Source organism: Pseudodesulfovibrio alkaliphilus, assembly GCF_009729555.1.
In the GTDB taxonomy this organism is placed as follows: Bacteria; Desulfobacterota; Desulfovibrionia; order Desulfovibrionales; family Desulfovibrionaceae; genus Pseudodesulfovibrio; species Pseudodesulfovibrio alkaliphilus.
The window spans coordinates 290,790-313,760 of the sequence record NZ_WODC01000003.1 but is presented as its reverse complement, the minus strand read 5'-3'; the positions used below and the strand labels follow the sequence as shown (position 1 = coordinate 313,760).

At 65.2% G+C, this 22,971-nt stretch carries 20 protein-coding genes; 10 read left to right on the top strand and 10 right to left on the bottom strand.

Features of this window, described 5'->3' with window-relative positions; genetic code table 11:
- Nucleotides 1–8 precede the first annotated feature (8 nt).
- Nucleotides 9–1,208, bottom strand: coding sequence for a YedE family putative selenium transporter (yedE, locus tag GKC30_RS06915; RefSeq protein WP_367614015.1), 1,200 nt, complete (start codon nt 1,206–1,208; stop codon nt 9–11).
- A 191-nt stretch (nt 1,209–1,399) separates the two neighbouring features.
- Between yedE and GKC30_RS06910 the strand changes: the two genes are divergently transcribed.
- The 5 genes from GKC30_RS06910 to GKC30_RS06890 all read left to right on the top strand — a co-directional run bounded on the left by GKC30_RS06910 (nt 1,400) and on the right by GKC30_RS06890 (nt 7,664).
- Nucleotides 1,400–2,764: an MATE family efflux transporter gene (locus GKC30_RS06910; RefSeq protein WP_155933411.1), complete on the top strand. Its 1,365-nt coding sequence runs from the start codon at nt 1,400–1,402 to the stop codon at nt 2,762–2,764.
- A gap of 130 nt (nt 2,765–2,894) precedes the next feature.
- The gene (locus GKC30_RS06905; RefSeq protein WP_155933409.1) at nt 2,895–4,286 is read left to right on the top strand and encodes a peptidase U32 family protein; all 1,392 of its coding nucleotides are present in this window, start codon (nt 2,895–2,897) and stop codon (nt 4,284–4,286) included.
- Between the two features lie 129 nt (nt 4,287–4,415).
- Nucleotides 4,416–5,336 (top strand): TIGR01777 family oxidoreductase, encoded by a 921-nt coding sequence (locus GKC30_RS06900; RefSeq protein ID WP_155933407.1) that lies wholly within the window; start codon nt 4,416–4,418, stop codon nt 5,334–5,336.
- Nucleotides 5,337–5,430: 94 nt separating this feature from the next.
- Nucleotides 5,431–6,846, top strand: a complete 1,416-nt coding sequence (locus GKC30_RS06895) for a sigma-54-dependent transcriptional regulator (protein WP_155933405.1) — start codon at nt 5,431–5,433, stop codon at nt 6,844–6,846.
- 101 nt (nt 6,847–6,947) lie between these two features.
- Complete coding sequence (locus GKC30_RS06890) at nt 6,948–7,664, top strand: class I SAM-dependent methyltransferase (RefSeq protein WP_155933403.1); 717 nt, start codon at nt 6,948–6,950, stop codon at nt 7,662–7,664.
- On the opposite strand, the gene GKC30_RS15260 is transcribed toward GKC30_RS06890, so the two are convergent.
- From GKC30_RS15260 to GKC30_RS06875, 3 genes are all read right to left on the bottom strand, one after another.
- Entirely contained in the window at nt 7,621–8,019 is a 399-nt protein-coding gene (locus GKC30_RS15260; protein ID WP_155933401.1) for a hypothetical protein, read from the bottom strand. The genes GKC30_RS06890 and GKC30_RS15260 overlap by 44 nt on opposite strands.
- 322 nt (nt 8,020–8,341) lie before the next feature.
- Entirely contained in the window at nt 8,342–9,256 is a 915-nt protein-coding gene (locus GKC30_RS06880; protein ID WP_196772832.1) for a hypothetical protein, read from the bottom strand.
- Between the two features lie 357 nt (nt 9,257–9,613).
- Complete coding sequence (locus GKC30_RS06875; protein ID WP_155933397.1) at nt 9,614–10,471, bottom strand: PHP domain-containing protein; 858 nt, start codon at nt 10,469–10,471, stop codon at nt 9,614–9,616.
- 238 nt (nt 10,472–10,709) lie between these two features.
- Between GKC30_RS06875 and ftsE the strand changes: the two genes are divergently transcribed.
- The 4 genes from ftsE to GKC30_RS06855 all read left to right on the top strand — a co-directional run bounded on the left by ftsE (nt 10,710) and on the right by GKC30_RS06855 (nt 15,938).
- Entirely contained in the window at nt 10,710–11,480 is a 771-nt protein-coding gene (gene ftsE, locus GKC30_RS06870; RefSeq protein WP_155933518.1) for a cell division ATP-binding protein FtsE, read from the top strand.
- Entirely contained in the window at nt 11,477–12,352 is an 876-nt protein-coding gene (locus GKC30_RS06865; protein ID WP_155933395.1) for a cell division protein FtsX, read from the top strand. The genes ftsE and GKC30_RS06865 overlap by 4 nt, the downstream gene beginning before the upstream one ends.
- 253 nt (nt 12,353–12,605) lie before the next feature.
- Nucleotides 12,606–14,768 (top strand): malate synthase G, encoded by a 2,163-nt coding sequence (locus tag GKC30_RS06860; RefSeq protein ID WP_155933393.1) that lies wholly within the window; start codon nt 12,606–12,608, stop codon nt 14,766–14,768.
- 147 nt (nt 14,769–14,915) lie between these two features.
- Nucleotides 14,916–15,938, top strand: coding sequence for a virulence RhuM family protein (locus tag GKC30_RS06855; protein ID WP_155933391.1), 1,023 nt, complete (start codon nt 14,916–14,918; stop codon nt 15,936–15,938).
- Nucleotides 15,939–16,018: 80 nt separating this feature from the next.
- Here the strand turns inward: GKC30_RS06855 and GKC30_RS06850 are convergent, their stop codons facing one another.
- The 3 genes from GKC30_RS06850 to GKC30_RS06840 all read right to left on the bottom strand — a co-directional run bounded on the left by GKC30_RS06850 (nt 16,019) and on the right by GKC30_RS06840 (nt 18,374).
- Nucleotides 16,019–16,945 carry an endonuclease NucS domain-containing protein gene (locus tag GKC30_RS06850; protein ID WP_155933389.1) on the bottom strand — a complete coding sequence of 309 codons (927 nt, stop codon included), beginning with the start codon at nt 16,943–16,945 and terminating at the stop codon, nt 16,019–16,021.
- A gap of 95 nt (nt 16,946–17,040) precedes the next feature.
- Nucleotides 17,041–17,805: a purine nucleoside phosphorylase YfiH/LACC1 family protein gene (locus GKC30_RS06845; protein WP_367614014.1), complete on the bottom strand. Its 765-nt coding sequence runs from the start codon at nt 17,803–17,805 to the stop codon at nt 17,041–17,043.
- Nucleotides 17,793–18,374: a 5-formyltetrahydrofolate cyclo-ligase gene (locus GKC30_RS06840; RefSeq protein ID WP_155933385.1), complete on the bottom strand. Its 582-nt coding sequence runs from the start codon at nt 18,372–18,374 to the stop codon at nt 17,793–17,795. The genes GKC30_RS06845 and GKC30_RS06840 overlap by 13 nt, the downstream gene beginning before the upstream one ends.
- Nucleotides 18,375–18,520: 146 nt before the next feature.
- Between GKC30_RS06840 and GKC30_RS06835 the strand changes: the two genes are divergently transcribed.
- The gene (locus tag GKC30_RS06835) at nt 18,521–19,900 is read left to right on the top strand and encodes a sigma-54-dependent transcriptional regulator (protein WP_155933383.1); all 1,380 of its coding nucleotides are present in this window, start codon (nt 18,521–18,523) and stop codon (nt 19,898–19,900) included.
- Nucleotides 19,901–19,910: 10 nt separating this feature from the next.
- Here the strand turns inward: GKC30_RS06835 and GKC30_RS06830 are convergent, their stop codons facing one another.
- From GKC30_RS06830 to GKC30_RS06820, 3 genes are read right to left on the bottom strand one after another with little or no spacing between them, the layout of a single operon-like run.
- The gene (locus GKC30_RS06830; RefSeq protein WP_367614013.1) at nt 19,911–21,731 is read right to left on the bottom strand and encodes a cation:proton antiporter; all 1,821 of its coding nucleotides are present in this window, start codon (nt 21,729–21,731) and stop codon (nt 19,911–19,913) included.
- A 22-nt stretch (nt 21,732–21,753) separates the two neighbouring features.
- Nucleotides 21,754–22,278, bottom strand: a complete 525-nt coding sequence (locus tag GKC30_RS06825) for a YeeE/YedE thiosulfate transporter family protein (RefSeq protein WP_155933381.1) — start codon at nt 22,276–22,278, stop codon at nt 21,754–21,756.
- Entirely contained in the window at nt 22,275–22,802 is a 528-nt protein-coding gene (locus GKC30_RS06820; RefSeq protein WP_155933379.1) for a YeeE/YedE thiosulfate transporter family protein, read from the bottom strand. Before GKC30_RS06820 ends, GKC30_RS06825 begins: the two co-directional genes overlap by 4 nt.
- Between the last annotated feature and the right edge of the window lie 169 nt (nt 22,803–22,971).

Here is a 22,971-nt window from a genome sequence, read left to right as displayed (position 1 = left end):
ATTTCTCCTTAGCTCTTCGCACGCATGGTCAGGCCAAAGTAGAGGCATACGGCCAGGCCGATGAAGACGGCCAGAATGCCGTGGGGGCCGACCCCGGCCGGGGAGCTGGCCAGCCCGAAGTTGTGGGCAAAGGCCGCGCCCGCGATCATGCCGAAGACAAAGACCGCGGCATCGCCGTCGCCCTCTCCGGCCAGGAAGAGCTGTCGGCCAGGGCAGCCGCCCGCAAGGGCGAAGCTCCATCCGGCCAGCAGCATTCCGGCAAAGTTCCAGACCTGCTGGGTGTGGGCCACGGGCTGGCCCTCGAAACCCACCTTGACCTGCCCCAGCAGCGCATTGACCACCGAGGCGGCCACCAGCAGCGCGACCACGCCCAGGAGCAGGTGCGACTGTTTGAACAGGATCACGTCGCGGAACGCTCCCATGGTGCAGAACCGGCTGCGCTGGGCGATGAAGCCCACGAACAAGCCCACCAGCAGGGAGATGAGCAGGGGGGCGTGCATGGCTCCGGGGCCCTTGACGCTGTAGAAGAGTACGCCGCTCTTCAGTTCGCCCTGCACCTGGGGCGAGGCGAGCATCATGGCCAGCAGTCCCGCCATGCACAGGGGCAATATGAGCCCCACCGAGGGGTACGTCTTCTGGGCGCGGCCCAGGGTGTAGCCCTTGCGGAAAAAGATCGTGCCGATGAAAATGCCCGCCACAAGGCCGAGGATGCCAAAGACCGCGCTCAGGTCGCCGCCAGCCAGACGCAGGATGGCCCGCCACGGGCAGCCCAGGAAAACCAGGGCGCCGATCATGGCGAACGCTCCCAGGACGAAGCGGGCCACGGGCGCGGACCCGGCCCTGGGACGGAAGTCGCGAAAGACCAGAGCGGCCAGGAGCGAGCCGAGGACGAATCCGATGATCTCAGGCCGGATGTACTGGACCACCTCGGCCCGGTGCAGCCCCAGCGCCCCGGTGATGTCGCGCTCGAAGCAGGCCACGCAGATGCCCATGTTGCCGGGATTGCCCCAGTATTGCAGCAGCGGCGCGAGTACGCCGATGGCCACCCCAACGGCGATGATGCCCGCCCTGGAAGAAAAGAATGTCTTCATGGTCCCCCTCGCACGGTTTGCCCGCGTCGCCTGCCCCCTGGCGGCACGGAGATTATCCTTTTGATTCTGTAGGGGATGGGCGTGGCAATGACAAATCGATTTCCTGCGGTTTGGCACCGCATTGGTATAGACAGAATCTATGAGCTGAATCGATGCCGACTGATTGCGGCCCGGTCCGGGAGGGCACAAGCCCCTTGCGCGGATGGGCGGTGTGGGGTAGCTAGCGGCGAAACAACGGGACCATCCATGCAGGCATTGCTTCCATCCGCCTCTCACGCTCCGGGGATTTTTGCCGGGAGGACACGCCCTTGAGTCCCGCGCCCGTGAACATGGGCCAGGGGAGGGTGCTTTCCGTGCTGCTGCGGCTCGGCGGCCCGGCCATGGTCTCCATGTTTTTCCAGAACCTCTACGCCCTGGTGGACACGGTCTTCGTGTCCTGGCTGGGCACGGCCGAGCTGGCCGCCCTTTCCCTGTCCGTGCCGCTGTTTTATGTGGCGCTCTCGCTGTGCAAGGGGCTGGCCGTGGGGGCCACGGCCCTCATGAGCCACGCTCGGGGCGCGGGCGACCAGCGCGGTGCCGGAGACGTGGCCAGGGCCTCGCTGCCTCTGGCCCTGCTGGTGCTTACCCCCTTTTGCCTCCTGGCACTTCCGGCCCTGAACCAACCGCTTTTCGGCCTCTTCGGCGTGGACGGTGAGGTGCTGGCCGCTGCGGAGCAATTCGTCTTCTGGCTGGCCTGGACCTTTCCGGTCATGGGTTTTGCCATGCTCTGCGAGTCGGTCTTTCTGAGCCACGGCGACTCGCGCACGCCCATGCTGGCCATGATCGCGGGCAACGTGGTCAACCTGGCGCTTGATCCGCTGCTGATCTTCTCCTGCAAGATGGGCATTGCCGGGGCCTCGCTGGCCTCCCTTGTCGGATGGGCCGTGACCGGGGCCATTCTCTTCGTCGTCCTTGGCCGGCGCGGCATGGATCGGCCCACCCTGGCCCGGGGCCGCGACAGCGTCGGGCAGTGGGGCGGCATGGTGCGGTTGGGGTTTCCGGTGAGCCTGACCATGCTCATCATTCCGGTGTCCACGGCTGGCCTCAACTATGTGCTGGCCGGTTTCGGCCCGGCCTTTGTGGGCGCGTGGAACCTTTCCTCGCGCATGGAACAGATGCTCATCCTGCCCATCTACGGCCTGAGCTGCGCCCTGATTCCCTTTGTGGGCTTCAACATGGGCCAGGGCAACAGGGGCCGCATCCGCGAGGCCGTGCGGCTGTGCGTCCGCGCCTGCTATGCGGTCCTTGTCCCGGCGGGCGTGCTGCTTGCCGTCTTTTCCCACGAAATCTTCGCTCTGTTCAATCCCGGCCCCGAGGTGGCCTCTTTGTCCTCCCACGCCTTCCGGCTGGCCCTGTTCGGCATGGCGCTGGCCCCGGTGGAGCTGGCGATTCTGGGCGTGGCCCAGGGGGCGAGGCGGCCGGGTTATTCCCTGCTCCTCGGCTCTGTGCGGCTGCTGGCCCTGCGGCTGCCCCTGGCCTTCCTCTTCGGCCATCTTCTGGGCGGGGAGGGTGTTTACCTGAGCCACACCGTCTCCCAAATGGCCTCGGGCCTGCTCGGCCTGTATCTGCTGCGCCTCCTGCTCCGGCGCGTTGACCAGGCCATCGCGGCCGGGTCGGACCGGAACCCTGCTTGAGGGCGGCATGCCCATGACCGCAACTTCCTGCTTGCGCCCCGGCATATTGCGGCTGGCGCGGCAGCGCGCTTTGCTGTATCATCCTGGGTCGTAACCCCACAATCACCTTCAGCGCCGCCCAGGGAAATCCATGGCCGACACCAACCGCCTGCCCGAACTGCTCGCCCCGGCCGGGGACATGGAAAAACTCGAAACCGCCATCCTCTACGGCGCGGACGCGGTCTATCTCGGCGGCGACGGCCTCAACCTGCGCTCCGGGGCGGGGGGGTTCTCCGACCAGGGGCTGACCGAGGGGCTGGCCAAGGCGCGGGCGGCCAAGGTCAAGGCTTACTTCACCCTCAATGTCTACCCCCGCGAGAGCATGATGCCCGAGGTGCACCGCGTCATCGACCGGCTCGGCGAGCTGAAGCCCGACGGGGTCATCGCAGCCGACCCCGGTGTGGTCCGCCTGCTGCGCCGCCAGTTGCCGGAAATCCCGGTGCACATCTCCACCCAGGCCAACACCTCCAATTCCGAGGCCGTGCGTTTCTGGCGCGAGTGCGGGGCCAGACGGGTCAACGTGGCCCGCGAGTTGCGCGCCCAGGAACTGCTGGAGATGCTGGCCATCGCCCGCAAGCAGCTGCCGACCATGGAGCTTGAGGTCTTTGTGCACGGGGCCATGTGCATGGCCGTTTCCGGCCGCTGCTATCTCTCGGCCCTGCAGAGCGACCGGCCGGGCAACCTCGGCCAGTGTTCCCATCCCTGTCGCTACGAGTACCGCCCTCTGTCCGTGACCTTCGAAGAGCGCACCCGTCCAGGGGAGCCCATGTGGGAGGTGCGCGAGTACGGCGCGGGTGAGGAGTTCACCTTTGAGCGGGCCGAGGACGATTTCGCCTTCGAGCCTCTGGGCGATGACGAACCCTGCCCTGAGAGGCCTGCTGATCCGGCCCTTTCCCTGGCCCACGACACGGGCGGCTGGTCCGCCTTTTTCGCGGCCCAGGACCTCTGCCTGATCCACTATCTCGAGTGGTTCGCCCGTATGCGCGTGGCCTCGCTCAAGATTGAGGGGAGGACCAAGAGCAGCGCGTATCTCGCCCAGGTGGTGGATGCCTACAAGACCGCCCTGCGCGACATCGCCGCCGGGAGTTTCGCCCCCGAAAAATACCTCTCCGAGCTGGTCAACGCCGCCTCGCGCCCCCTGACCACCGGCTTTTTCGACCCCGAGCGCCGGGCCGCCATCGCCCTGCCGCCCGAAGAGGGCGAAAAGCGAGCCGTCCTCGCCCGCGTCCTTGAGCAAGCCGGGGAGGGGCGCTGGCAAGTTCAGACCAAGTCGCGCTGGCAGACGGGGCAGGACATGGAGCTGCTCATTCCCGGCCTTATCCGGCCGCGCATCGCAGCCGAGGACTACGGCGTGGAGAACGACCTGGGCGTGGGGCTGACCACCGCCCATCCGGGGCAGCGGGCGCTGCTCATCTGCGATCATCCCGAGATCAAGCCCGGCATGTTCATCCGCCAGCCCTGGGATCTCGATTCCCTGGACTGATCTCAGGCCGGTCCCGGCCGCATTGCCCCGAAAATCCGGCGAAGACTGTGGCGCAAGGCGTCAAGGCATGGTAATCGTGGAGGCCGGATACCTGGGAATGGTGGACCCATGAACCGCACAGGAGGCCGCATGCGGGCAATCATCGCCGGGGGAACCGGCTTCATTGGGCAGGCGCTGGTGGTCGCGTTACGCGACGCGGGGTGGGATATCGTTGTCCTCTCGCGTTCGCCGGGCAAGGTGGCCGAGGTCTTCGGGCACGGGGTCATCGGCATGCGCTGGGACGGCTCCGGCTGGCTCGAGCTGCTGGGGCCGGACACGGCGGTGGTTAATCTGGCGGGGGAGAACATCGCTGCCGGGCGCTGGACCGGGGAGGTCAAGCGCAGGATTCTCGAAAGCCGCGTCAATGCGGGCCGCTCCCTGGTAAAGGCGGTGGGCGAGGCCTCGGCCAAGCCCGGCGTGTTTGTCCAGGCGTCGGCCGTGGGCTACTACGGCCCGCGAGGCAACGACCCGGTGGACGAGGGCGCGGAGTCGGGCAGCGGCTATCTGGCGGAGGTCTGCCGCGCCTGGGAAGCATCCTCGGCCGAGGTGGAAGCCATGGGCGTACGACGGGTCGTCGTGCGAACGGGCATGGTCCTCGGGCATGGCGGCGCCCTGGCCAGGATGCTGCCGCCATTTCGGTATTTCCTGGGCGGGCCGCCCGGCTCCGGGTACCAGGGGGTGTCGTGGGTCCATCTGGAAGACGAGGTGGGAGCCATCCGCTTTCTCATGGAAAACAAGGAGGCCCGGGGCGCATACAACCTGACCGCGCCTACGCCGGTTCGATTTCGCAAGTTCGCCCGCATTCTTGGCCAGACCCTGGGACGACCCTACCGGCTCAATGCCCCTGCCTTTGCCCTGCGCCTGCTGTTTGGCGAGATGGCCGACGAGGTGCTGCTTTCGGGCCAGCTGGCCCTGCCGACCCGGCTGACCGAGGCGGGCTATGTGTTCCGGCATCCCGACCTTGAGGAGACGCTGGCCGACCTGCTGGCCGTGGCAAGGCCAACCGTCTGAGCCGGGGCGGTCCGGCTTGAAGGAATCGTCCCGCTCCGGTATGAGGGGAGGGCGTCCCGGTCTGGCCGTGGCAATTATCACCCAAGGAGCTTTGATGGGCGGCAGGATACTGATCATCGACGACGAGGAGGGCATCCGCTTCTCCCTGCGCGGCATCCTTGAGGACGACGGCCACGAGGTGGCCGAGGCGGAGTCCGGCGAGCAGGGCCTCGAACGGCTTGGCGCGGCGACCCCGGACATGGTCTTTCTGGATATCTGGCTGCCCGGCATGGACGGCCTGGCCGTCCTCGACGCCATTGCCCGCGATCACGAGGGGCTGCCGGTAATCATGATCTCGGGCCACGGGACCATCGAAACCGCGGTCAAGGCGCTCAAGAAGGGGGCCTTTGACTTCATCGAGAAGCCCCTCTCCCTGGAGAAGGTGGTGGTGACCGCCCGCAATGCCCTGGAGTTTTCCCGTCTGCGTCAGGAAAACCTCGCCCTCAGGACCCGCATCTCTTCCGAGCAGCCCGTGGTGCTCACGGGCCGATCCGAGGCCATCGTCTCCCTCAACGATGTCATCTCGCGGGTGGCGCCCACCGACGCCTGGGTGCTCATCACTGGTGAGAACGGCACCGGCAAGGAGATAGTGGCCCGCTCCATTCACCACCAATCGAGCCGTCGGCACAAGCCCCTGGTGGCGGTCAACTGCGCGGCCATTCCCGAGGAACTCATCGAGAGCGAGCTTTTCGGTCATGAAAAAGGGGCCTTTACCGGCGCGGACAAGGCCCAGGCAGGCAAGTTCGAGCTGGCCGACGGCGGCATCCTTTTCCTCGACGAGATCGGCGACATGAGCCTGAAGACCCAGGCCAAGATATTGCGCATCCTTCAGGAACAGTCCTTCGAGCATGTGGGCGGACGCAAGACCATCACCGTGGACGTGCGCGTCATCGCGGCCACCAACAAGGACCTGCTGCGCGAAATAGAGGCGGGTGCCTTTCGAGAGGATCTGTATTACCGGCTCAAGGTCTTTCCCCTGGAAGTGCCGCCTCTGCGCGAGCGCACCGAGGACATCCCCCTGCTCATCAGGGATTTCATCGCCACCCTGGTGCGGCAGCACGGGTTCAAGCCCATCGCCTTTGACGACGGGGCCATGGAGGTGCTTGTGGCCCACCCCTGGCCCGGCAACGTGCGCGAACTCAAGAATTTCGTGGAGCGGATGTTCATCCTGCACGCTGGCGGAACCGTGACCCGCGACAGACTGCCCCCGGAGTTTTCCGGCGGCCGCCAGCCGCGGACCCCGGCCAGGGGAGGCGCAGAGGCGAACGAGGCCGACAGGGGGTCGCTGGACGACCTCGTGGCCGGGGCGCCGACCGACCTCAAGCAGGCCCGGGCCGAGTTTGAGGCGCGGTTTCTGGAAGCGAAGTTGCGCGACTTTGACGGCAATATTACGCAACTGGCCAAAGCCGTGGGCCTGGAGCGCAGCTCCCTGTACCGCAAGCTCAAGGCGTATCGGATACAAATAGACTGATCCGGTCCGTCTCCCTGGCCCGCCTGTCGGGCCGTTGGGGGCGTGCCGCAGCGCAACGGGCCGGCCCCGAGGCCGGTGCCGCGGAGTCTGAAGGAGTGGGCATGGGTTGGGACCCGGAACGCTACGAGCAATGGTTCGACACGCCCGAGGGGCGCTTTGCCCTCGACTGCGAGACGCGGCTGCTCCAGGCCGTGCTTGCGGGGTGGCCCCGGCGCGGCCACAAGCTGGTCGAACTGGGCTGTGGCACCGGGCTGATGCTGGAAATGCTCTACCAGATGGGTTTCGATGTCACCGGCCTGGACAGCAGCCCGGAAATGATCATGGCCGCCCGCAAGCGGCTGGGCAAGCGGGCCGAGCTGCACCTGGGCGACGGGGAACTGACCCCCTACGGGGACAACGAGTTCGACTACGCCATGATCTGGTCCGCCCTTGAGTTCGCCGACGAGCCCGAAGCCATGCTGACAGAGGCCGCCCGGCTGGCGGAAAAGGGCATCCTGTTGGGATTTCTCAACAAAAACTCCCTCTACTACGCCATGAACGTGCGCAACACCGGGTCCACCCTGGACTCCGGGACCTGGTACACCTGGTGCGAAATCCAGGATATGATCCGCAGGGCCACCGGATTCCGGCCCACCCTGGCCCGCTCGGTGCTTCCCGGCCCGAGCGGAACCTGGCGTCAGGGCCGTGTCTGCCGGGCCGTCAATTGTGCCCTCTATCCCCCCTTTGTGGGAGCCTTTGGCGCGGTGCGCGTTGATTTTGTCAACATGCGTCCCCTCAATCCCCTCTTTGCCTGGCGCACCGAGCCCGAGATGGGCTGATCCCGCTGCCGGGAAGCCCCTCGGAAAATCCCAGCCTTTCGCTCTTCCTGAAGGGAATCAGCAGCTCCTTGGGATAGGCGGCGCGGCGCGACATGACAATGAGCGCGATGATGGAGAAGACGTGGAGCTCCGTCATATCGCCCTGTCCCAGCTTGCGCCCGAGGCGCACCGCCCTTCCTGGGCTTGATGAACAGGACTGCTGGATCAGGTCGCCCCTGTCCCAAAACTCATGAAGCTCATCGCCGAGATAGCCGACCGCCTCGGCCTGCAACTCCTGGTTATCAGCCACCACCCCATCGATCTGTTTTCCGACATGGTCCACCACATTCTTGCGCTCAGGTCCGACCGCGAACACGACGCGACCCTCCTTCGGGGAAATAGGGTCTTCCTGCGCGGGCGGCGGGTCGGGCGAGAAGATAAGGCTGAAGGGCTCATGCCACCAAGTGGAACAAAAATTCCGATGGACCCAAGAGATTTGAGGCGTTGTAGCAGGGGTGGAAACAATGCAAAAGCAGTAGCGCATTGAGCGTTTTCTGCGTGAGCTGGGTTTCCATCGTTGTCGGATTGAAGGCCGGACGTTGATACAATCTCCAGTCACCCCAATAGAAAGTCACCGGAATGATTGTCTTTAGATGTTCGATTGAGTGGTTGTTGGTTGGACCGCACCTCTCTTTGCGCTATTCTTTCGCTGCCGGTCTGCCTTGGTCCAAGGCATCCTGGTTGAGCGTTTTCCATGATTTGGTCCGAGGGTTGAAGAAACCGGCTGCGATCAGGGCCTGCTCAATGAAGCCCTTTTTGCGCAGTCCCTTGATCCCCTTTTGCAGAGCTTCGAAAGCCTTCTTGCCCAAGGGATGTTTTTTCGAGACCAGGAAGTGTCGGCTTTCGATCAGGGAGAACTTGATCCCCGGCACGGGCACCAATCTGTAGGCGAAGAGAGTTATTTCCAGGCGATCGTTGTCGGGAAACTCCAGGGGAATCCAGTCGGCCCTTCCCGCACTGACCATCTTGACCATGGATTCTATTGTGGGAGCCCTGATGACGTTGGTGATGCCCATGTCCTTCAGAACTGCGGCGTCGTTGTCCCAGTGCTGGCCGATGATGCCCGTCATGCGGTTGATATCTTGGGCCGAGGTGGCCTGCAGAAGTTGTTCGTTGGTCTGTAGGCAGAAGAATCCCTTAACGAATTCGCCATGGCGGGCGATGGGGGCGCTCATGTAGAAGACATTCTTATACTCCGGCACATCCACGGTGCGGTAGTTGAGTTGATGAGCGGCCATGACGGCCCTTCCCGCCGCAACTTCCTCGGTTTCCCGCCGGGCATTGGTAACAGGAATGAATTCGGGCGGGCTGTCGAGTCCGCCCAGCTTTAGAGCCTTGGTGAGAATGATGGCGTCAATTGTGCTCCGGTGATTGAATTCCGAGGGGATACGGTCGACCTTGAGTGGGTCGTTGTCGAACACGGCCATCAATCGTTGGTATTCCTCAAAGGCCTGCTTATTGATTGTAATGGTCACCGTGTCGCTGCCAAAAGACGAAGTGGGGATCAGCGCCATGCATCCAAGGAACAGCAGGAAGAAATGTTTGGCCAGCATGAGGGGTATCCTCCCCGGAAAGAAATCTCTACCAAAATCATTATACCGGATTGCGCGGAAAAGAAAGCACGATGTCCGTAGGGTAGGCGTGTCGAATATTTATTGTAAGGAAGGGTGTCGATTGTCATTCGCTGATTGCGGCAGTGTCGTCTCCTCGCCGTCTCAAAATTGGGAAAACCGACCTACGAAAACCGCGGGCTTTGACAAGCCTGCGCACAATGAACCGCCCCGGCTGCCTGGAGCGACCCCCGGAAGACAGGAAGAGTCACCGAAAAAACGGTGTTGCACGGCATAATCGTGACCTTGCCGATAAGTCGTCGGCAATGATGAAACGCCTGTCGGCAGCGGGGCCTGCGGCTATACCGGCAGGCCGCGTTCGCGGCGATGGGCCTTCATGGCGTCGAGCAGGGCGGTGGAGACATGCAGGCCGCCCTTGCCCCGGCCCAGCTGGATTCTCGGCTTGACAGCCCCGTGGAAGTCCGAGCCGCCGCTGGCAAGCAGGCCCAGGCGCTCGGCCATGGCCTTGTAGGCTCTGGTGGCAGCGTCGTCGTGCTCGGAGTAGTAGACCTCAATGCCGTCAAGTCCCTGGGCTTGCAGCTCGCGTACCAGGGTTTCCGTGCCCGGCAGGTCCAGGCCGAGAATGAAGGGATGGGCCAGGATGCTGGTGGCTCCGGCCCGGCCGAGGATGGCCAGGGCATCGGCGGGCTTGAGCTTGCGCTTGGGCACATAGGCGCGGCCCCGGTCGCCCAGCCAGACCTTGAAGGCTTCGTCCAGGCTGGAGACCACGCCAAGGGCCAACATCTCCTGGGCGAAGTGAGGGCGGCCGATGGTGCCGCCCGCCCTGGCGGCCACGGCCTCGTAAGTGATGTTCACCCCGAGGGAGCGCAGCTTGGCCACGATCTCGTGATTGCGGATGCGCCGCCCCTCGATGACCCAGTCAAAGGCGGCCTGCAGCTCCTCCGCCTGCCTGGGCACCCAGAGGGCCACCATGTGCAGCCAGCCCGCGCCGCGGGGCGACTCCAGGCTCAGCTCGCACCCCCGGATGACTTCAATGCCGCAAGCCCGGCCAGCCTCCTCGGCCTCGTCGAGTCCGGCCAGGGTGTCGTGGTCGGTCAGGGCGATGGCGTCCAGGCCGATGTCCTTGGCCAGTTTGACCAGTTCGGTGGGGGTCAGGGTGCCGTCCGAGGCGGTGGAGTGAGTGTGCAGGTCTATCATGTGAGGTTCCCGTGGGCTGAGTCTGGCGGCAGGATGGCCGTGGGGCAATGTAGCAGGCTGGGTCGGGACAGGTAAAGGGCGGCGTGGCGGCTTTTCCGGGTAAAGGCGTCGAAGCCCGAACAACGCCTTGGGCAGGAGGGGATTGTCCCCTCTCCGGCGATACCGCGATGCGTTTGCCCCTGTTTGCGACCCCCGGCGCTGTACAATTGCGTCATGGCCGGGTACATTGCCGGGCATGATGGTCAATGTGGAGCGCTTGTCGTACAGCTTCGGGGCGCATTGGGCGCTCAAGGACATCTCCTTCACCCTTGCCAAGGGGGAGTTCCTGTTTCTCACGGGCCACTCCGGGGCGGGCAAGTCCACCCTGCTCAAGCTGCTCTACGGCGCCCTCCCCGTGACCCGGGGCCGCGCCTCGGTGGCCGGAATCTCCCTCAACTCGCTCAAGAAGCGCCATATTCCGGGCCTGCGGCGCAAGGTGGGCGTGGTTTTTCAGGATTTCAAGATCCTGCCCCAGCGCACCGTGTTCGACAACGTGGCCATGGCCCTTGAGGTGCGCGGCATGCCGAGGGCCCACCTGGAGCGCCGGGTACGCGCCGTGATCCGCGCCCTGGGGCTCGATACCAAGAGCTACTCCCCCTGTGAGCGGCTCTCGGGCGGCGAGCAGCAGCGGGTGGCCATCGCCCGGTCCATGGTGGCCAACCCCGAACTCATCCTGGCTGACGAGCCCACAGGCAACCTGGACTTTGACCTGACCATGCACCTGATGGACATCTTCAAGCAATTCAACACCTACGGAACCTCCATCATCATGGCCACCCACAGCCGCGAGGTGCTCGACTGCGTGCCCGAGGCGCGCATCCTTCATCTGCAGGACGGACGGGCCATGGCCCAAGGGGAGCAGCCGCCCGGAGGCGAGCCCTGCCAGCGCCCGGACGCGGCATCCGGCAGCGATCCCACGGACGACGCGGCCGATCCCGAGGCCCTTTTCCCTGACGGAGGCCGGGCATGATTGGTCGGTTTCTGCGTCTGACCCTGCGCGGGCTGGCCGACTTCCGGCTCCATCCCGTGGCCCAGTTACTGACCATGGTGGCCGTGGCCATGGTCACGCTGCTCACCGGCCTGATCCTCATCGGCTTTCACACCGTCAACCTCGAACTGCTCAAGAGCCGGGGGCAGGTGGAGTTCCAGGCATACTGGCAGCACGGCCAGTCCCGCGACGCGGTACGCGCCGACTGGGATGCCATCGGGGCCATGGACCATCTGACCGAGTTCGCCACATTCACCCCGGAGGACGCCCTGACCGAGCTGGCCTCCACCCTGGGCGAAAGCGGCGATTTCTCCTGGCTGGCCGGGGACAACCCCCTGCCCCATTCGGCCCTGGTCCGCTTCGCCGTGCCGCCCGAGGCCCAGGAAGAGGGCTGGGCCGCCCGGCTGCTCACCTCGCTCAAGGAGCTGCCCGGGGTGGACAAGGTCAACTACACGCCCTTTCAGACCGATCTCGCCCAGGGCTGGATGACCCTGTCGCAGCTCGTCATCTGGCCCGTGCTCGGCTTTCTCGGGCTGGTCATCTCCCTGGTGGTCCACAATACCATCAAGCTCTCCCTGCTCACGCGCCGGGACGAGATCGAGATTCTCGCCCTGGTGGGCGCCAGCCCGGCCTATATCCGCTGGCCGCTGCTCGCCTCCGGGTTTCTCCAGGGGCTGGCGGGCGCCTCGGCCGGGCTCGGCCTGTTGGCCGGAGCGCACGCCCTGGCCGCTGACGCCCTCGACTTCGCGCCCTTTTTCATCCGCATCCCCTTTCTGCCGCCAGAGCAGATGCTCATGCTGGCCGGGGGCGTGACCCTGGTGGCCATGGCCAGCAGCTGGGTGGCGGTCAAGTAGCGCCTGTCTTCGCTTCCGCCCGGCCTCTGTCAACGCTCCCCTTTGCCCCTGCCAGGGCTGGTGCCGTCCCCTTGCGGCCGGTCTCCGTCGCGTATGCGCCATTGCGGCGCAACTGACCTGTGCGCAGAGATCGGACGTTGCGCTTCCGGGCCGGGAAGGCTAGCCTGTAGACTCGGCCCTGCCAGCCCTGAAGGCGGGAGCGGCCTGTCGGTAATGCGAAATTGACGGACCACAGCCCAAAGGAGCCATGTGCATGACAAAAAGAATCCAGGTCGGCGGCCTTTCCGTGGCCGGCCCCCTGTTCGAGACCATGGAGTCTGCCCTGACGGGCTCGGGCCTTGACGCCCAAACTTTCTGGGGCGGCCTTGAGCGCATGGTGGCCGACCTCGGCCCGGAGAACCGGGCCCTGCTCGAACGGCGCGAGGCCCTGCAACAGGCCATCGACAATTGGCATCGTGAGCGGACCGGCCATGCCCACGACCCCGTGGCCTACCGGACATTTCTGGAGGAGATCGGCTACCTGCGGCCCGAGGGCGGGGACTTCGCCATCACCACCCAGGGCGTGGACCAGGAGATCGCCACCATTGCCGGGCCGCAGCTGGTGGTGCCCGTCACCATCGCCCGCTATGCCCTCAATGCGGCCAACGCCCGCTGGGGCAGCCTCTACGACGCCCTCTATGGCAGCGATGTCATCGACGAGGCAGACGGCGCGGAGCGGGGCGGCGCCTACAACCCGGTGCGCGGGGACAAGGTCTTTGCCTGTTGTGCCCGGCTCCTGGACACAGCCATTCCCCTGGCCTCGGGCTCCCACGCCGATGTGACCGCATACGCCCTGGGCGAGAACGGCCTGCGGGCGCGGCTGGCCAGAGGCGATGCCACCCCCCTGCGCCACCCCGAGCGGTTCGCGGGCAGCGCGGACCAGGGCTCGCGGCTGCTCTTCGTCAACAACGGCCTGCACATCGAGCTGTGCATCGACCGCGCCCACCCTGTGGGCAAGGCCCACCCCGCCGGGGTCAGGGATGTGGTTCTCGAAGCCGCCCTGACCACCATCCTCGACTGCGAAGACTCGGTGGCCGTGGTGGATGGCGAGGACAAGGCCCTGGCCTACGCCAACATGCTCGGGCTGGTCATGGGCACCCTTGAGGCGTCGTTTTCCAAGGGCGAGCGGATCGTGACCCGGACCATGAACCCGGACCGGCGCTACACTCGGCCGGACGGCACTGAGCTGGTTCTGCCCGGCCGCAGCCTGCTGCTGGTGCGCAATGTGGGCCATCTCATGACCACGCCCGCCGTGCTCGACAAAGAGGGCAGGGAAGTCCCCGAGGGCATGCTCGACGCCATGGCCACGGGCCTGATCTTCTCCCACGATCTCAAGGGGCGCGGCCCGCTGACCAACAGCCGCGCCGGGTCCATCCACATCGTCAAGCCCAAGATGCACGGGCCAGCCGAGGTTGCCTTTGCCGTGGAGCTCTTCGCCCGCACCGAGCAGGCCCTGGGCCTGCCCGCCGGGTGCATGAAGATAGGCATCATGGACGAGGAGCGGCGGACCACCCTCAATCTCAAGGAGTGCATCCGCCGGGCCGCCGACCGGGTCATCTTCATCAACACCGGGTTCCTGGACCGGACCGGCGACGAGATCCACACCTGCATGGAGGCCGGGCCGGTGGTCCCCAAGGAGGCCATGAAGGGCCAGCCCTGGATTCTGGCCTACGAGGACTGGAACGTGGATGTGGGCCTGGCCTGCGGCTTCAGCGGCCGGGCGCAGATCGGCAAGGGCATGTGGGCCAAGCCGGACCGGCTGGCCGAGATGGTGGCCGTCAAGGGCGCACATCCCTTGGCCGGGGCCAACTGCGCCTGGGTGCCCTCGCCCACGGCCGCCACCCTGCACGCCATGCACTACCACGAGGTGGATGTCTTTGCCCGGCAACACGCGCTCATCGGCAAGCGCCGGGCCAGCCGCGACCAGCTCCTGACCCTGCCGCTGATGACCGACCGGCCCTCGGCGGCCGAGGTGGAGCGCGAGCTGGCCAACAACTGCCAGTCCATCCTGGGCTATGTGGTGCGCTGGATCGACCAGGGCATCGGCTGCTCCAAGGTGCCGGACATCAATGATGTGGGCCTGATGGAGGACCGCGCCACCCTGCGCATCTCAAGCCAGCATATTGCCAACTGGCTGCGCCACAAGGTCTGCACGCCCGATCAGGTCATGGCCGCCCTCAAGCGCATGGCCGCCGTGGTGGACCGCCAGAACGAGGCCGACCCGGCCTACCGCCCCATGGCCGCCGACTTCGACACCAGCATCGCCTTCCAGGCCGCCCGCGACCTGATCTTCAAGGGCGCGGCCCAGCCCAGCGGCTACACCGAGCCCATCCTCCACGCCCGACGCCTGGAGGCCAAGGAAAGGTACCGGGGGTAGCCGAAGGCGGAGAGAAGAGGGAACACCGATTGTCCCGGACAGACCCCGGAGGTTCGCGCCTTCGGGGTTTTTCTTGTTCCGGTGCAGGGTTGTTGCGGGGGGCGGCCTGTATTATGGTCGGGCAAGCAAGCTCGAAAAGGACAGCCCATGAACGACAACACGCCTGCCTCGCAGTCCCGGATAGACTTTTTCCCCGCCCCAGACGGCAACATCCGTGTGCAAGTCCGTTTCGTGGATGAAACGGCCTGGCTCACCCAAAAGCTTATGGCCGACCTTTTCCAGGTCTCGGTGCCCACGATCAACGAGCACCTCAGGAACATATTTGCAGACAGGGAGCTTGTTGAAGAGGCAGTTATTAGGAATTTCCGAATAACTGCCTCGGATGGAAAAGAATACCTGACCAAACACTACAGCCTGGACTCCATCATCGCGGTGGGCTACCGGGTCCGTTCGTCCGTGGGCGTCCAGTTCCGGCGCTGGGCCACCCAGCGTCTACGGGAGTTTATGGTCAAGGGGTTCACCATGGACGACGAGCGGCTGATGAACCCCGGCGGCTGGGACCATTTCGACGAACTGCTTGAACGCATCCGGGCAATCCGGGCCTCGGAAAAGCGTTTTTACCAAAAGATCAAGGACCTGTTCGCCCAAACCAGTGCCGACTATGACGGCAGTTCGGAAACCGCGCACAATTTCTTCAAGACCATCCAGAACAAGATGCTCTACGCCATCACCGGCAAGACAGCGGCGCAAATCGTGGTCGAGCGCGCCAATGCCGCCGCACCCAACATGGGCCTGACCAGCTTCAAGGGAGCCGTGGCCCGCAAAGGCGACGTGCTCACCTCCAAGAACTACCTGCAACAGGATGAACTCTCGCGGCTGGACCGGCTCGTGACCATGTTCCTGGATCACGCCGAAGACCGCGCCGAAAAGCGCCAGCGCATCACCATGCAGGAATGGGTCGGGATAGCCGACCGCTTCCTGGAGTTCAACGAGTGGCAGGTGCTGACCAATGCGGGCACCGTCTCCCGCCTACAGGCCGAGGAGCACGCCCACGGCGAGTACAGGACCTTTGACAACGCCCGCAGGCAACGGGAGCTGGAACAGGCGGAAATCGAAGCCGAACGGGACTTTGAGGAACTGGTGAAGGGAGTTGAGGGAAGGAAGCCCTGAGCCCGGGGGCGGACAGCCCGCCCGCCTGACGCCGCCGATGCAGTCGGGAGCGCGGCGGGCTATCGCCGCCCCTCCCGCTGCTACGCCTTCAGCAGCTTGAAGCTGACCTGATAGCGGTAAAAGTCAACGTCCGGGACAATGGCCAGGGCGCGTCTGATTCTCGCGTCGTCTTCAAGGGCGATGATGGTCCCTTTGGTCTGCTGCCCCTCCTCGGCCAACTCGTCCCTCACAAAACCCATGTAGCGGAGCACCTGGCCGACGGCCGCATCGCTTGCCCTGCCCCGTTTCAGCTCGACAACGAGCAGGGTTTTCCCGTCCTTGCTGATGGCCAGCAGGTCGATGGCTCCCGTGTCGGTCTGAAACTGCCGCCCCACCAGCTCTCCATCCTCCTTGACGAGGTCGTAATCCTTCCCAAGCTCGGTCTGCTCCCAGTTGTCCACAAGGAAATCTTCAAGATGCCTCTCCAGGGCAAAGCAGGTCAGGTCTTCCACGATTTCATTCTTCACCCCGTATTGCGCGGCTGGAGAAGTCTCAAGGAGCCTGTCGATTTCCTCCTTGAATTTTGTGATGTTGCACACGGTCCCGATGATCCCGCAGGAATTCTTCAGGGCCTGGCTCATGTCCTCGCGGTCGATCCGTTCCTTGTACCATGTCACAGGGCGGCGGTGCGGCAAGTTGCCTCCGGGGTGGTACTCGTACTCTCCGTTGAATTCTCCGACCACATACCTGCCGCCGCCATCGGGACAAAGGACCACGTCCCCTGTCCTGGCCCCCTTGCATACCGTCCACAGGGCACCGCAGGATAGACTTGCCGAGACCTTGGATTTGCCGGGGTGGGATTCCAGGAATATCGGAACGCAGAGCGTGTTGAAGCTGCGCACGTCGTCGGGCAGGCGGCCCGAGATATCCTGCTTGACCTCATAATTCGCCCCGATGAACCCTCCCTCGATACACTCCGACGCAAGCCGACTGCCCCGGCCGAGCATGATTCTGAAATACTGTCGCATTGCCGCTCTCCTTGCGCTCATTCCCGGCCAATCGCTGCCGGGTTGCAGTTGCCAGCCCTTGACACAACCATATGCCGCCCCCGTTTGCCCCCCCATCACCCCTTGATCCACACCAACCCCACCTGCCTGCCGGTGGTCTTGACCGGGGAGGCGCTGGCGCGGCGGTGGGAGAAGAAGGTGTCGTCGCGGGTCAGGGTGCAGAGGTCCAGGCTGTATATCTGGTGGGGCGGGACGCCAGCGGCCCGGAGCTGGTCGCGGGTCATGCGCCAAAGGTCGGCGGTTTGGGTGGCCGGGTCGTGGTAGGGTTCGAAGCCGGAGCCGAAATCCGTGTCGAAGTGGACGAACTGGGCGGCGGCGGGACCGAGGCTCGGGCCGCGCACGGCCAGGATGTCGGCGGGCGAGAGGGAGTAATGCTCGCAGAAGCGGGCCACGCCTGAGCCCGGGAAATCGAGCTTGTTGCCGCGCCAGCCCACGTGCAGGGCGGCCACATGGCGACCGGCGCGGTGGGCCAGGATCAGGGGCTGGCAGTCGGCGGTCTTGATGACCAGCCCCATGCCTGGGGTGGCCGTGGCCAGGCCGTCGCCCTCAAGGGTCGGCTCGGCCTCGGGTTCTGCGGGCGGGGGGTCGAAGTGGATGGCGTCGCCGTGCACCTGACGGCACTCGCACCAACCCCTCAGGCCCAGCCGGTCGTGGAGCAGTCGGCGGTTCTGGCGCACTGCGTCCGGGTCGTCGCCCACCTCGAAGGAGAGGTTGGCCGTGTCGTGGGGCGGCTCGCTCACCCCGCCCCGGCGCGAGGTGAAGGCGCAGCCCACGCCGGGAACGCCCGGAAAAAGAAAGGGAAAAAAGGCTATGGCCGCCACAGCTCCTCCTCGGTGCAGACGATGTCCACGGGCATGTCCCAGGGCTGCACGGGCAGCTCGTCCACCAGCTGGAAGGTGTAGGCGATGCCGATGAGCAGGGGGCGGCCCATGGTGCCCGAGGCCAGAAGCCGGTCGTAGTACCCGCCGCCGAAGCCCAGCCGGTAGCCGCGCCGGTCAAAACCCACGCCCGGAATCAGGGCCAGGTCCGGGCTGCATGCCGCAAGGGATGGGCAGCGCCGGGCATCCGGCTCCAGCAGGCTGTAGGGTCCGGGGGTCAGGTCGTCCTCGCAGGCAGCGCAGGCCAGGTCCATCACGCCGTGGGCGTCCGGTCGGCACCGGGGCAGGAGCACCCGGCAGCCGCGCTGCCACAGCTCCTGCACCAGCGGGCGCACATCCACCTCGCCGCCCTTGGGCCAGTAGACCAGCGCCTCGCGCACCGTGCGCCATTCGGCCAGGGTGCGGATCAGCTCCAGAACCCCCTGGCTTGTCCGCTCCACGGCCGCCTCGTCCATCCGGCCGCGCAGAGCGAGCATTTCGCCCCGCAGCCGCTTCTTGTCAATGTCGCTCATGGGCGGATGATACCATGGGCCAGGGGCACAATCCAGCAACGAAGGAGAAAATTCGGGTCGGCGCGGCCCGCCTAAATGCCCCCTTGGTTTTCGGGCCGTCTTGATTTATCCTGCCCACCATTGCCTGAACAAACGCCGGAGAACGCATGCCCGCCAACATCCTGGTCCTTGACGACGAGAAAAACTATCTGCTCATCCTCGAGTCCATCCTCGAGGACGAAGGATACGCCGTGACCGCCCTGTCCGACCCGGAAATGGGCCTGGCCTACCTTGAGGAATCCGAGGTGGACATCATCCTCACGGACATGAAGATGCCCAAGCTCACGGGCCAGGACGTGCTCGAACATTGCAAGAAAGGCTACCCGCACATTCCGGTGCTGATCATGACCGCCTTCGGTTCCATCGAGGCCGCGGTGGAAGCCATGCGCGTCGGAGCCTTTGACTACATCACCAAGCCCTTTGCCAACGAGGAGATGCTCCTCTCCATCTCCAAGGCCGTGCAGTTCGCCGCCACCCAGCGCGAGAACATCCGCCTCAAGCGCGAAATCCTCGACCGCTTCGGCAAGAGCAACATCATCGCACGGGGCAAGGGCATGCAGCAGGTTATGGACATGGTGGACCGGGCCGCGCCCAGCCGCTCCACGGTGCTTATCCTCGGCGAATCCGGCACGGGCAAGGAGCTGGTGGCCAGGGCCATCCATGCCTCGTCCCCGCGCCGCGACGAGCCCTTTGTCACGGTCAACTGCATGGCGCTCAGTCCCGGCGTGCTCGAAAGCGAGCTTTTCGGCCACGAAAAAGGGTCTTTTACCGGAGCCACGGCCATGCGCAAGGGCCGCTTCGAGCTGGCCAACAAGGGCACCCTGTTTCTCGATGAGATCGGGGAGCTGACGCCCGAGCTTCAGGTCAAGCTGCTGCGCGTGCTTCAGGAGCACCAGATAGAGCGGGTGGGCGGCGCCGAGACCTTTGACGTGGACATCCGCATCGTGGCCGCCACCAACAAGAATCTCCAGGAAGCGGTCTCGCGGGGTGAATTCCGCGAGGATCTCTTCTACCGGCTCAACGTGGTCTCGATCTTCATGCCCCCCCTGCGCGAGCGGCGTGAGGACATCCCGCTCCTGGCCGCCCATTTTCTGGACAAGTACGCCAGAGAGAACCAGGTGGAGATCACCGGGTTTACCGGCGCGGCCATGGACTACCTGACCGCCTACGAGTGGCCGGGCAACGTGCGCCAGCTGGAGAACGTGGTGGAGCGCTGCACGGTGCTGGCCCGCACCGATGTCATCGACGCCGACGACCTGCCCCCCGAGATCAAGGACGAAGAGGCCCAGTTCAAGAGCGCGGTAGATCTCCTGCCCTCGCAGCTCAACCTTGCCGAGACCATGGACAAGATCGAGGGCGCCCTGGTCAGACGCGCCCTGGTCAAGGCGGAGTTCGTCCAGGTCAAGGCCGCGGAAATGCTCGGCCTCTCCAAAAGCAACCTGCAATACAAGCTCAAGAAATACGACCTGATGGGCAAGGCGAAGTAGCGCCGTCCTCTCAGTCGTCCCCATTGCCGTCGGCTGCCTGTCCCTCGCGGGTCAGGGCCAGGATGCTCCACCCTTCTTTGGGGGTGAAGTCCGCATCGGGCGTGAAGACGTGGATGCCCTCGTCGGGGTCGATGGCGAAGAGCGGCAGCCGCTGGGTCGAGACATCGGCCAGATAGTCGGCAAAGGAGAATTCGCGGGTCAAGGCCGTGCGCCGAATCTCCCCGCCCAGGCGGATCATGCGCTCCATGTCGCGGTAGGTGACAGTGTTGTCGAAGAGTACGCGCCCACCGTAGCGAAAGGCCGTCTTTTCATCGGGCACCCCTTCCTTCTTCGGCCGGTTGCGCACAGAGAAGACCCGCACCGGCTCGAATTCAAGCCGGTAGTATTGCGCGGCCAGGGCGTTGAGCTCCACATTGGCGGAAAGGGCCAGCAGGTGGCCGATGCCAAGGAGATTCAGGTTGCGCTCGGCATGTTCCGAGACCGGGTTGCCCCAGTAGGCGGGCAGGCCCGCGAGCTTGGCGTCGCGCACGGCAGACCAGTTCTGGTCGGCCAGCAGGGCCCGGTAGCCGTTCTCCTGCAAGGCCAGCCCCACGGCCTGGGCCACGGGATTGGCTCCCACGATGAGGAACCCGCGGGGCTCGGGCTCGGCCACGCCCAGCCTGCTGGCGAGGAACCGGGCCGTGGTGCTTTGAAGGACCACGGTGCCGACGATGACCATGAAGGTCAGGGGCACCAGCTGAGGCGCGTCCTCGTACCCCAGGGCGCCGAGCTTCAGGGCAAAGACCGCGGTGATGGCTGCGGCCACGATGCCGCGGGGGGCGATCCAGGACAGCAGGTGCCGCTCGGCCATGCTCAACCCCGAACCCAGGGCGCTGGCCTGTACGCTCAAGGGTCTGGCCAGGAACTGGATGGCCAGGAAAACACCCAGCGCGGGCCAGCCAAGGGACACGAAGGCGGCCAGGTCCATGCGCGCGGCCAGCAGGATGAAGAGGGCCGAGATGAGCAGCAGGCTCAAGCTCTCCTTGAAATCCATGATCTCGTCGAGATCCACGCCCCGCATGTTGGCCAGCCACACGCCCATGACCGTCACCGTGAGCAGGCCGGATTCCGCCTCCATCAGGTTGGAGAGGGCGAACACGCCGCAGACCAGGGCCAGGGCGATGACGTTGTGCAGAAACTGGGGCACCCAGTATTTTCTGAGCAGCAGGCCGAAGAGCTGCCCGCTGCCAACGCCCAGGCCCACGCCGATGAGCACTATCTTGCCGAAGACCAGAGCCCCGGCCGCCACACCGCCCTGGGCACCCCCGGCCACGATGAACTGGTAGACCAGCACCGCCAGAATGGCCCCGATGGGATCGATGAGGATGCCCTCCCATTGCAGGATGTTTGCCACGCTCTCCCGTGGCCGGACCGTGCGCAGCATGGGCATGACCACAGTGGGGCCTGTGACCACCATGATGGCTCCGAACAGACAGGCGATCTCCCAGGAAAACCCGAGGAGCAGGGCCGTGGCCGTGGCCGTGATCAGCCAGGTGATGAGCGCCCCCAGGGTGATCATGTTGCGGATCACCCGCTCAAGGCCGGGTATCTCGCGCAGCTTGAGGGTCAGGCTGCCCTCGAAGAGGATGACCGCCACCGACAGGGAGATGAAGGGAAAGAGCAGGTCGCCCATGAGCAGGTCGGGGTCGAGCCAGCCCAGCACCGGCCCGGCCAGGACGCCGCAGGAGAGCAGGAAGATGATGGCCGGCAGCTTGACCCTCCAGGCCAGCCATTGGCAGAGGATGCCCGCCACCAGGATCAGGGCGATGGTGATGCTCGTCAGTTGATGCACTCGACAACCTCCGGGCGCAGATTCACAATCCCTTGCGCTCGAAGAGCCGGAAGAGGGCGAAGCACCCCAGGGCCAGGGCTGCGATGACCAGCCAGTGGCTCACTCCCAGCATGCCGGGCAGGGTGAGCTTGCCGAGGTTGCCCCAGGTGAGCACGCTGGTTTCCATGGCCGGGTAGGCTTCGGCATAGAGGGCGGCCCCGAACCAGCCGCCCAGGATGCCCCAAAGGGCGTCGAAGCGCCCCTCGCCCAGGGCGCCCCAGGACGTGCCGGGGCAGTAGCCGAGCAGCGCCCAGCCGACCCCGAAGAGCAGGCCGCCCAGAATCTGCGCCCCAAGGGCTGTTCCCTTGATGGACAACTCGGCCAACCCCACGTCGGCCAGCAGGTGCACACCGACCGATGCCGCCAGGATGGCCGAGAGCATGAACTTGAGGATGGTCATGTCCCTAAGGCGCAGTGCCCCGAGCTGCTTGTCGTAGCGCAGCACCCTGGCCCGCTGGAGGAGCCAGCCGAAGAGTATGCCGGTGAACAGTCCGAACATCAGGGTCATGATTTCCTCCCGGAAAAGAGGATGCGGGCCGTGATCAGGCCGCCCGCAAAGAAACAGGCCATGGCCACCAGCCCGCTCACCGAGAGCTGGGCCACGCCGGAAAGCCCGTGGCCGCTCGGGCAGCCGTCGGCCAGCCGGGCGCCGAACAGGGCCAGGGCCCCGCCTGCGAAGGCTGTGCCGAACCGCTTGATCCGGCTCGGTCCGAAGCGGTCGCGCCAGCTGTCGGGCAGGTCGGTCCAGCGGAAGGAATCCGTGGCGTTGGAAGCGAGAAACGCGCCAAAGAAGATGCCCAGCACGAACATCCATTGCCAGTCAATGCCCGGGTCCTTGGCCAGGTATTTCATGAAATAGCTCGATTGTTCCACATGGGCCGGGGCCACGACCTGTTCCACCAGCCCGGCCGAACGTACGTACGAGGTGGATGCGCCGAAGAACTTTCCGGCCACGAGCACGGAAAGGGTCAGCACCAGCCCGGCCAGCGTCCCGGCCACATAGGGGTTCATGCCCCTGTCCTGCTGTCGCATGCGTGCCTCCTTTGTTCCGACTTTCTGATAGCACAGCCCTGTGCTTCGGGAAAGCCCTGACATGAAGGACAAAGATGACTTTTCGCGCCCAGGCCGCCTGGGTCCGCGTTGACACGCTGGCTCCTTTGCCGCACAGTGATCCATCGTCATGACACCCTTGAGGAAACCG

Excerpts from the sequence above, each read along its gene's own strand:
- GKC30_RS06905 (WP_155933409.1), top strand. The coding sequence starts at position 2,895 with ATGGCCGACACCAACCGCCTGCCCGAACTGCTCGCCCCGGCCGGGGAC.
- GKC30_RS06900 (WP_155933407.1), top strand. The coding sequence starts at position 4,416 with ATGCGGGCAATCATCGCCGGGGGAACCGGCTTCATTGGGCAGGCGCTG.
- GKC30_RS06895 (WP_155933405.1), top strand. The coding sequence starts at position 5,431 with ATGGGCGGCAGGATACTGATCATCGACGACGAGGAGGGCATCCGCTTC.
- GKC30_RS06890 (WP_155933403.1), top strand. The coding sequence starts at position 6,948 with ATGGGTTGGGACCCGGAACGCTACGAGCAATGGTTCGACACGCCCGAG.
- GKC30_RS06880 (WP_196772832.1), bottom strand. The coding sequence starts at position 9,256 with ATGCTGGCCAAACATTTCTTCCTGCTGTTCCTTGGATGCATGGCGCTG.
- GKC30_RS06875 (WP_155933397.1), bottom strand. The coding sequence starts at position 10,471 with ATGATAGACCTGCACACTCACTCCACCGCCTCGGACGGCACCCTGACC.
- ftsE (WP_155933518.1), top strand. The coding sequence starts at position 10,710 with ATGGTCAATGTGGAGCGCTTGTCGTACAGCTTCGGGGCGCATTGGGCG.
- GKC30_RS06865 (WP_155933395.1), top strand. The coding sequence starts at position 11,477 with ATGATTGGTCGGTTTCTGCGTCTGACCCTGCGCGGGCTGGCCGACTTC.
- GKC30_RS06860 (WP_155933393.1), top strand. The coding sequence starts at position 12,606 with ATGACAAAAAGAATCCAGGTCGGCGGCCTTTCCGTGGCCGGCCCCCTG.
- GKC30_RS06855 (WP_155933391.1), top strand. The coding sequence starts at position 14,916 with ATGAACGACAACACGCCTGCCTCGCAGTCCCGGATAGACTTTTTCCCC.
- GKC30_RS06850 (WP_155933389.1), bottom strand. The coding sequence starts at position 16,945 with ATGCGACAGTATTTCAGAATCATGCTCGGCCGGGGCAGTCGGCTTGCG.
- GKC30_RS06840 (WP_155933385.1), bottom strand. The coding sequence starts at position 18,374 with ATGAGCGACATTGACAAGAAGCGGCTGCGGGGCGAAATGCTCGCTCTG.
- GKC30_RS06835 (WP_155933383.1), top strand. The coding sequence starts at position 18,521 with ATGCCCGCCAACATCCTGGTCCTTGACGACGAGAAAAACTATCTGCTC.
- GKC30_RS06825 (WP_155933381.1), bottom strand. The coding sequence starts at position 22,278 with ATGACCCTGATGTTCGGACTGTTCACCGGCATACTCTTCGGCTGGCTC.
- GKC30_RS06820 (WP_155933379.1), bottom strand. The coding sequence starts at position 22,802 with ATGCGACAGCAGGACAGGGGCATGAACCCCTATGTGGCCGGGACGCTG.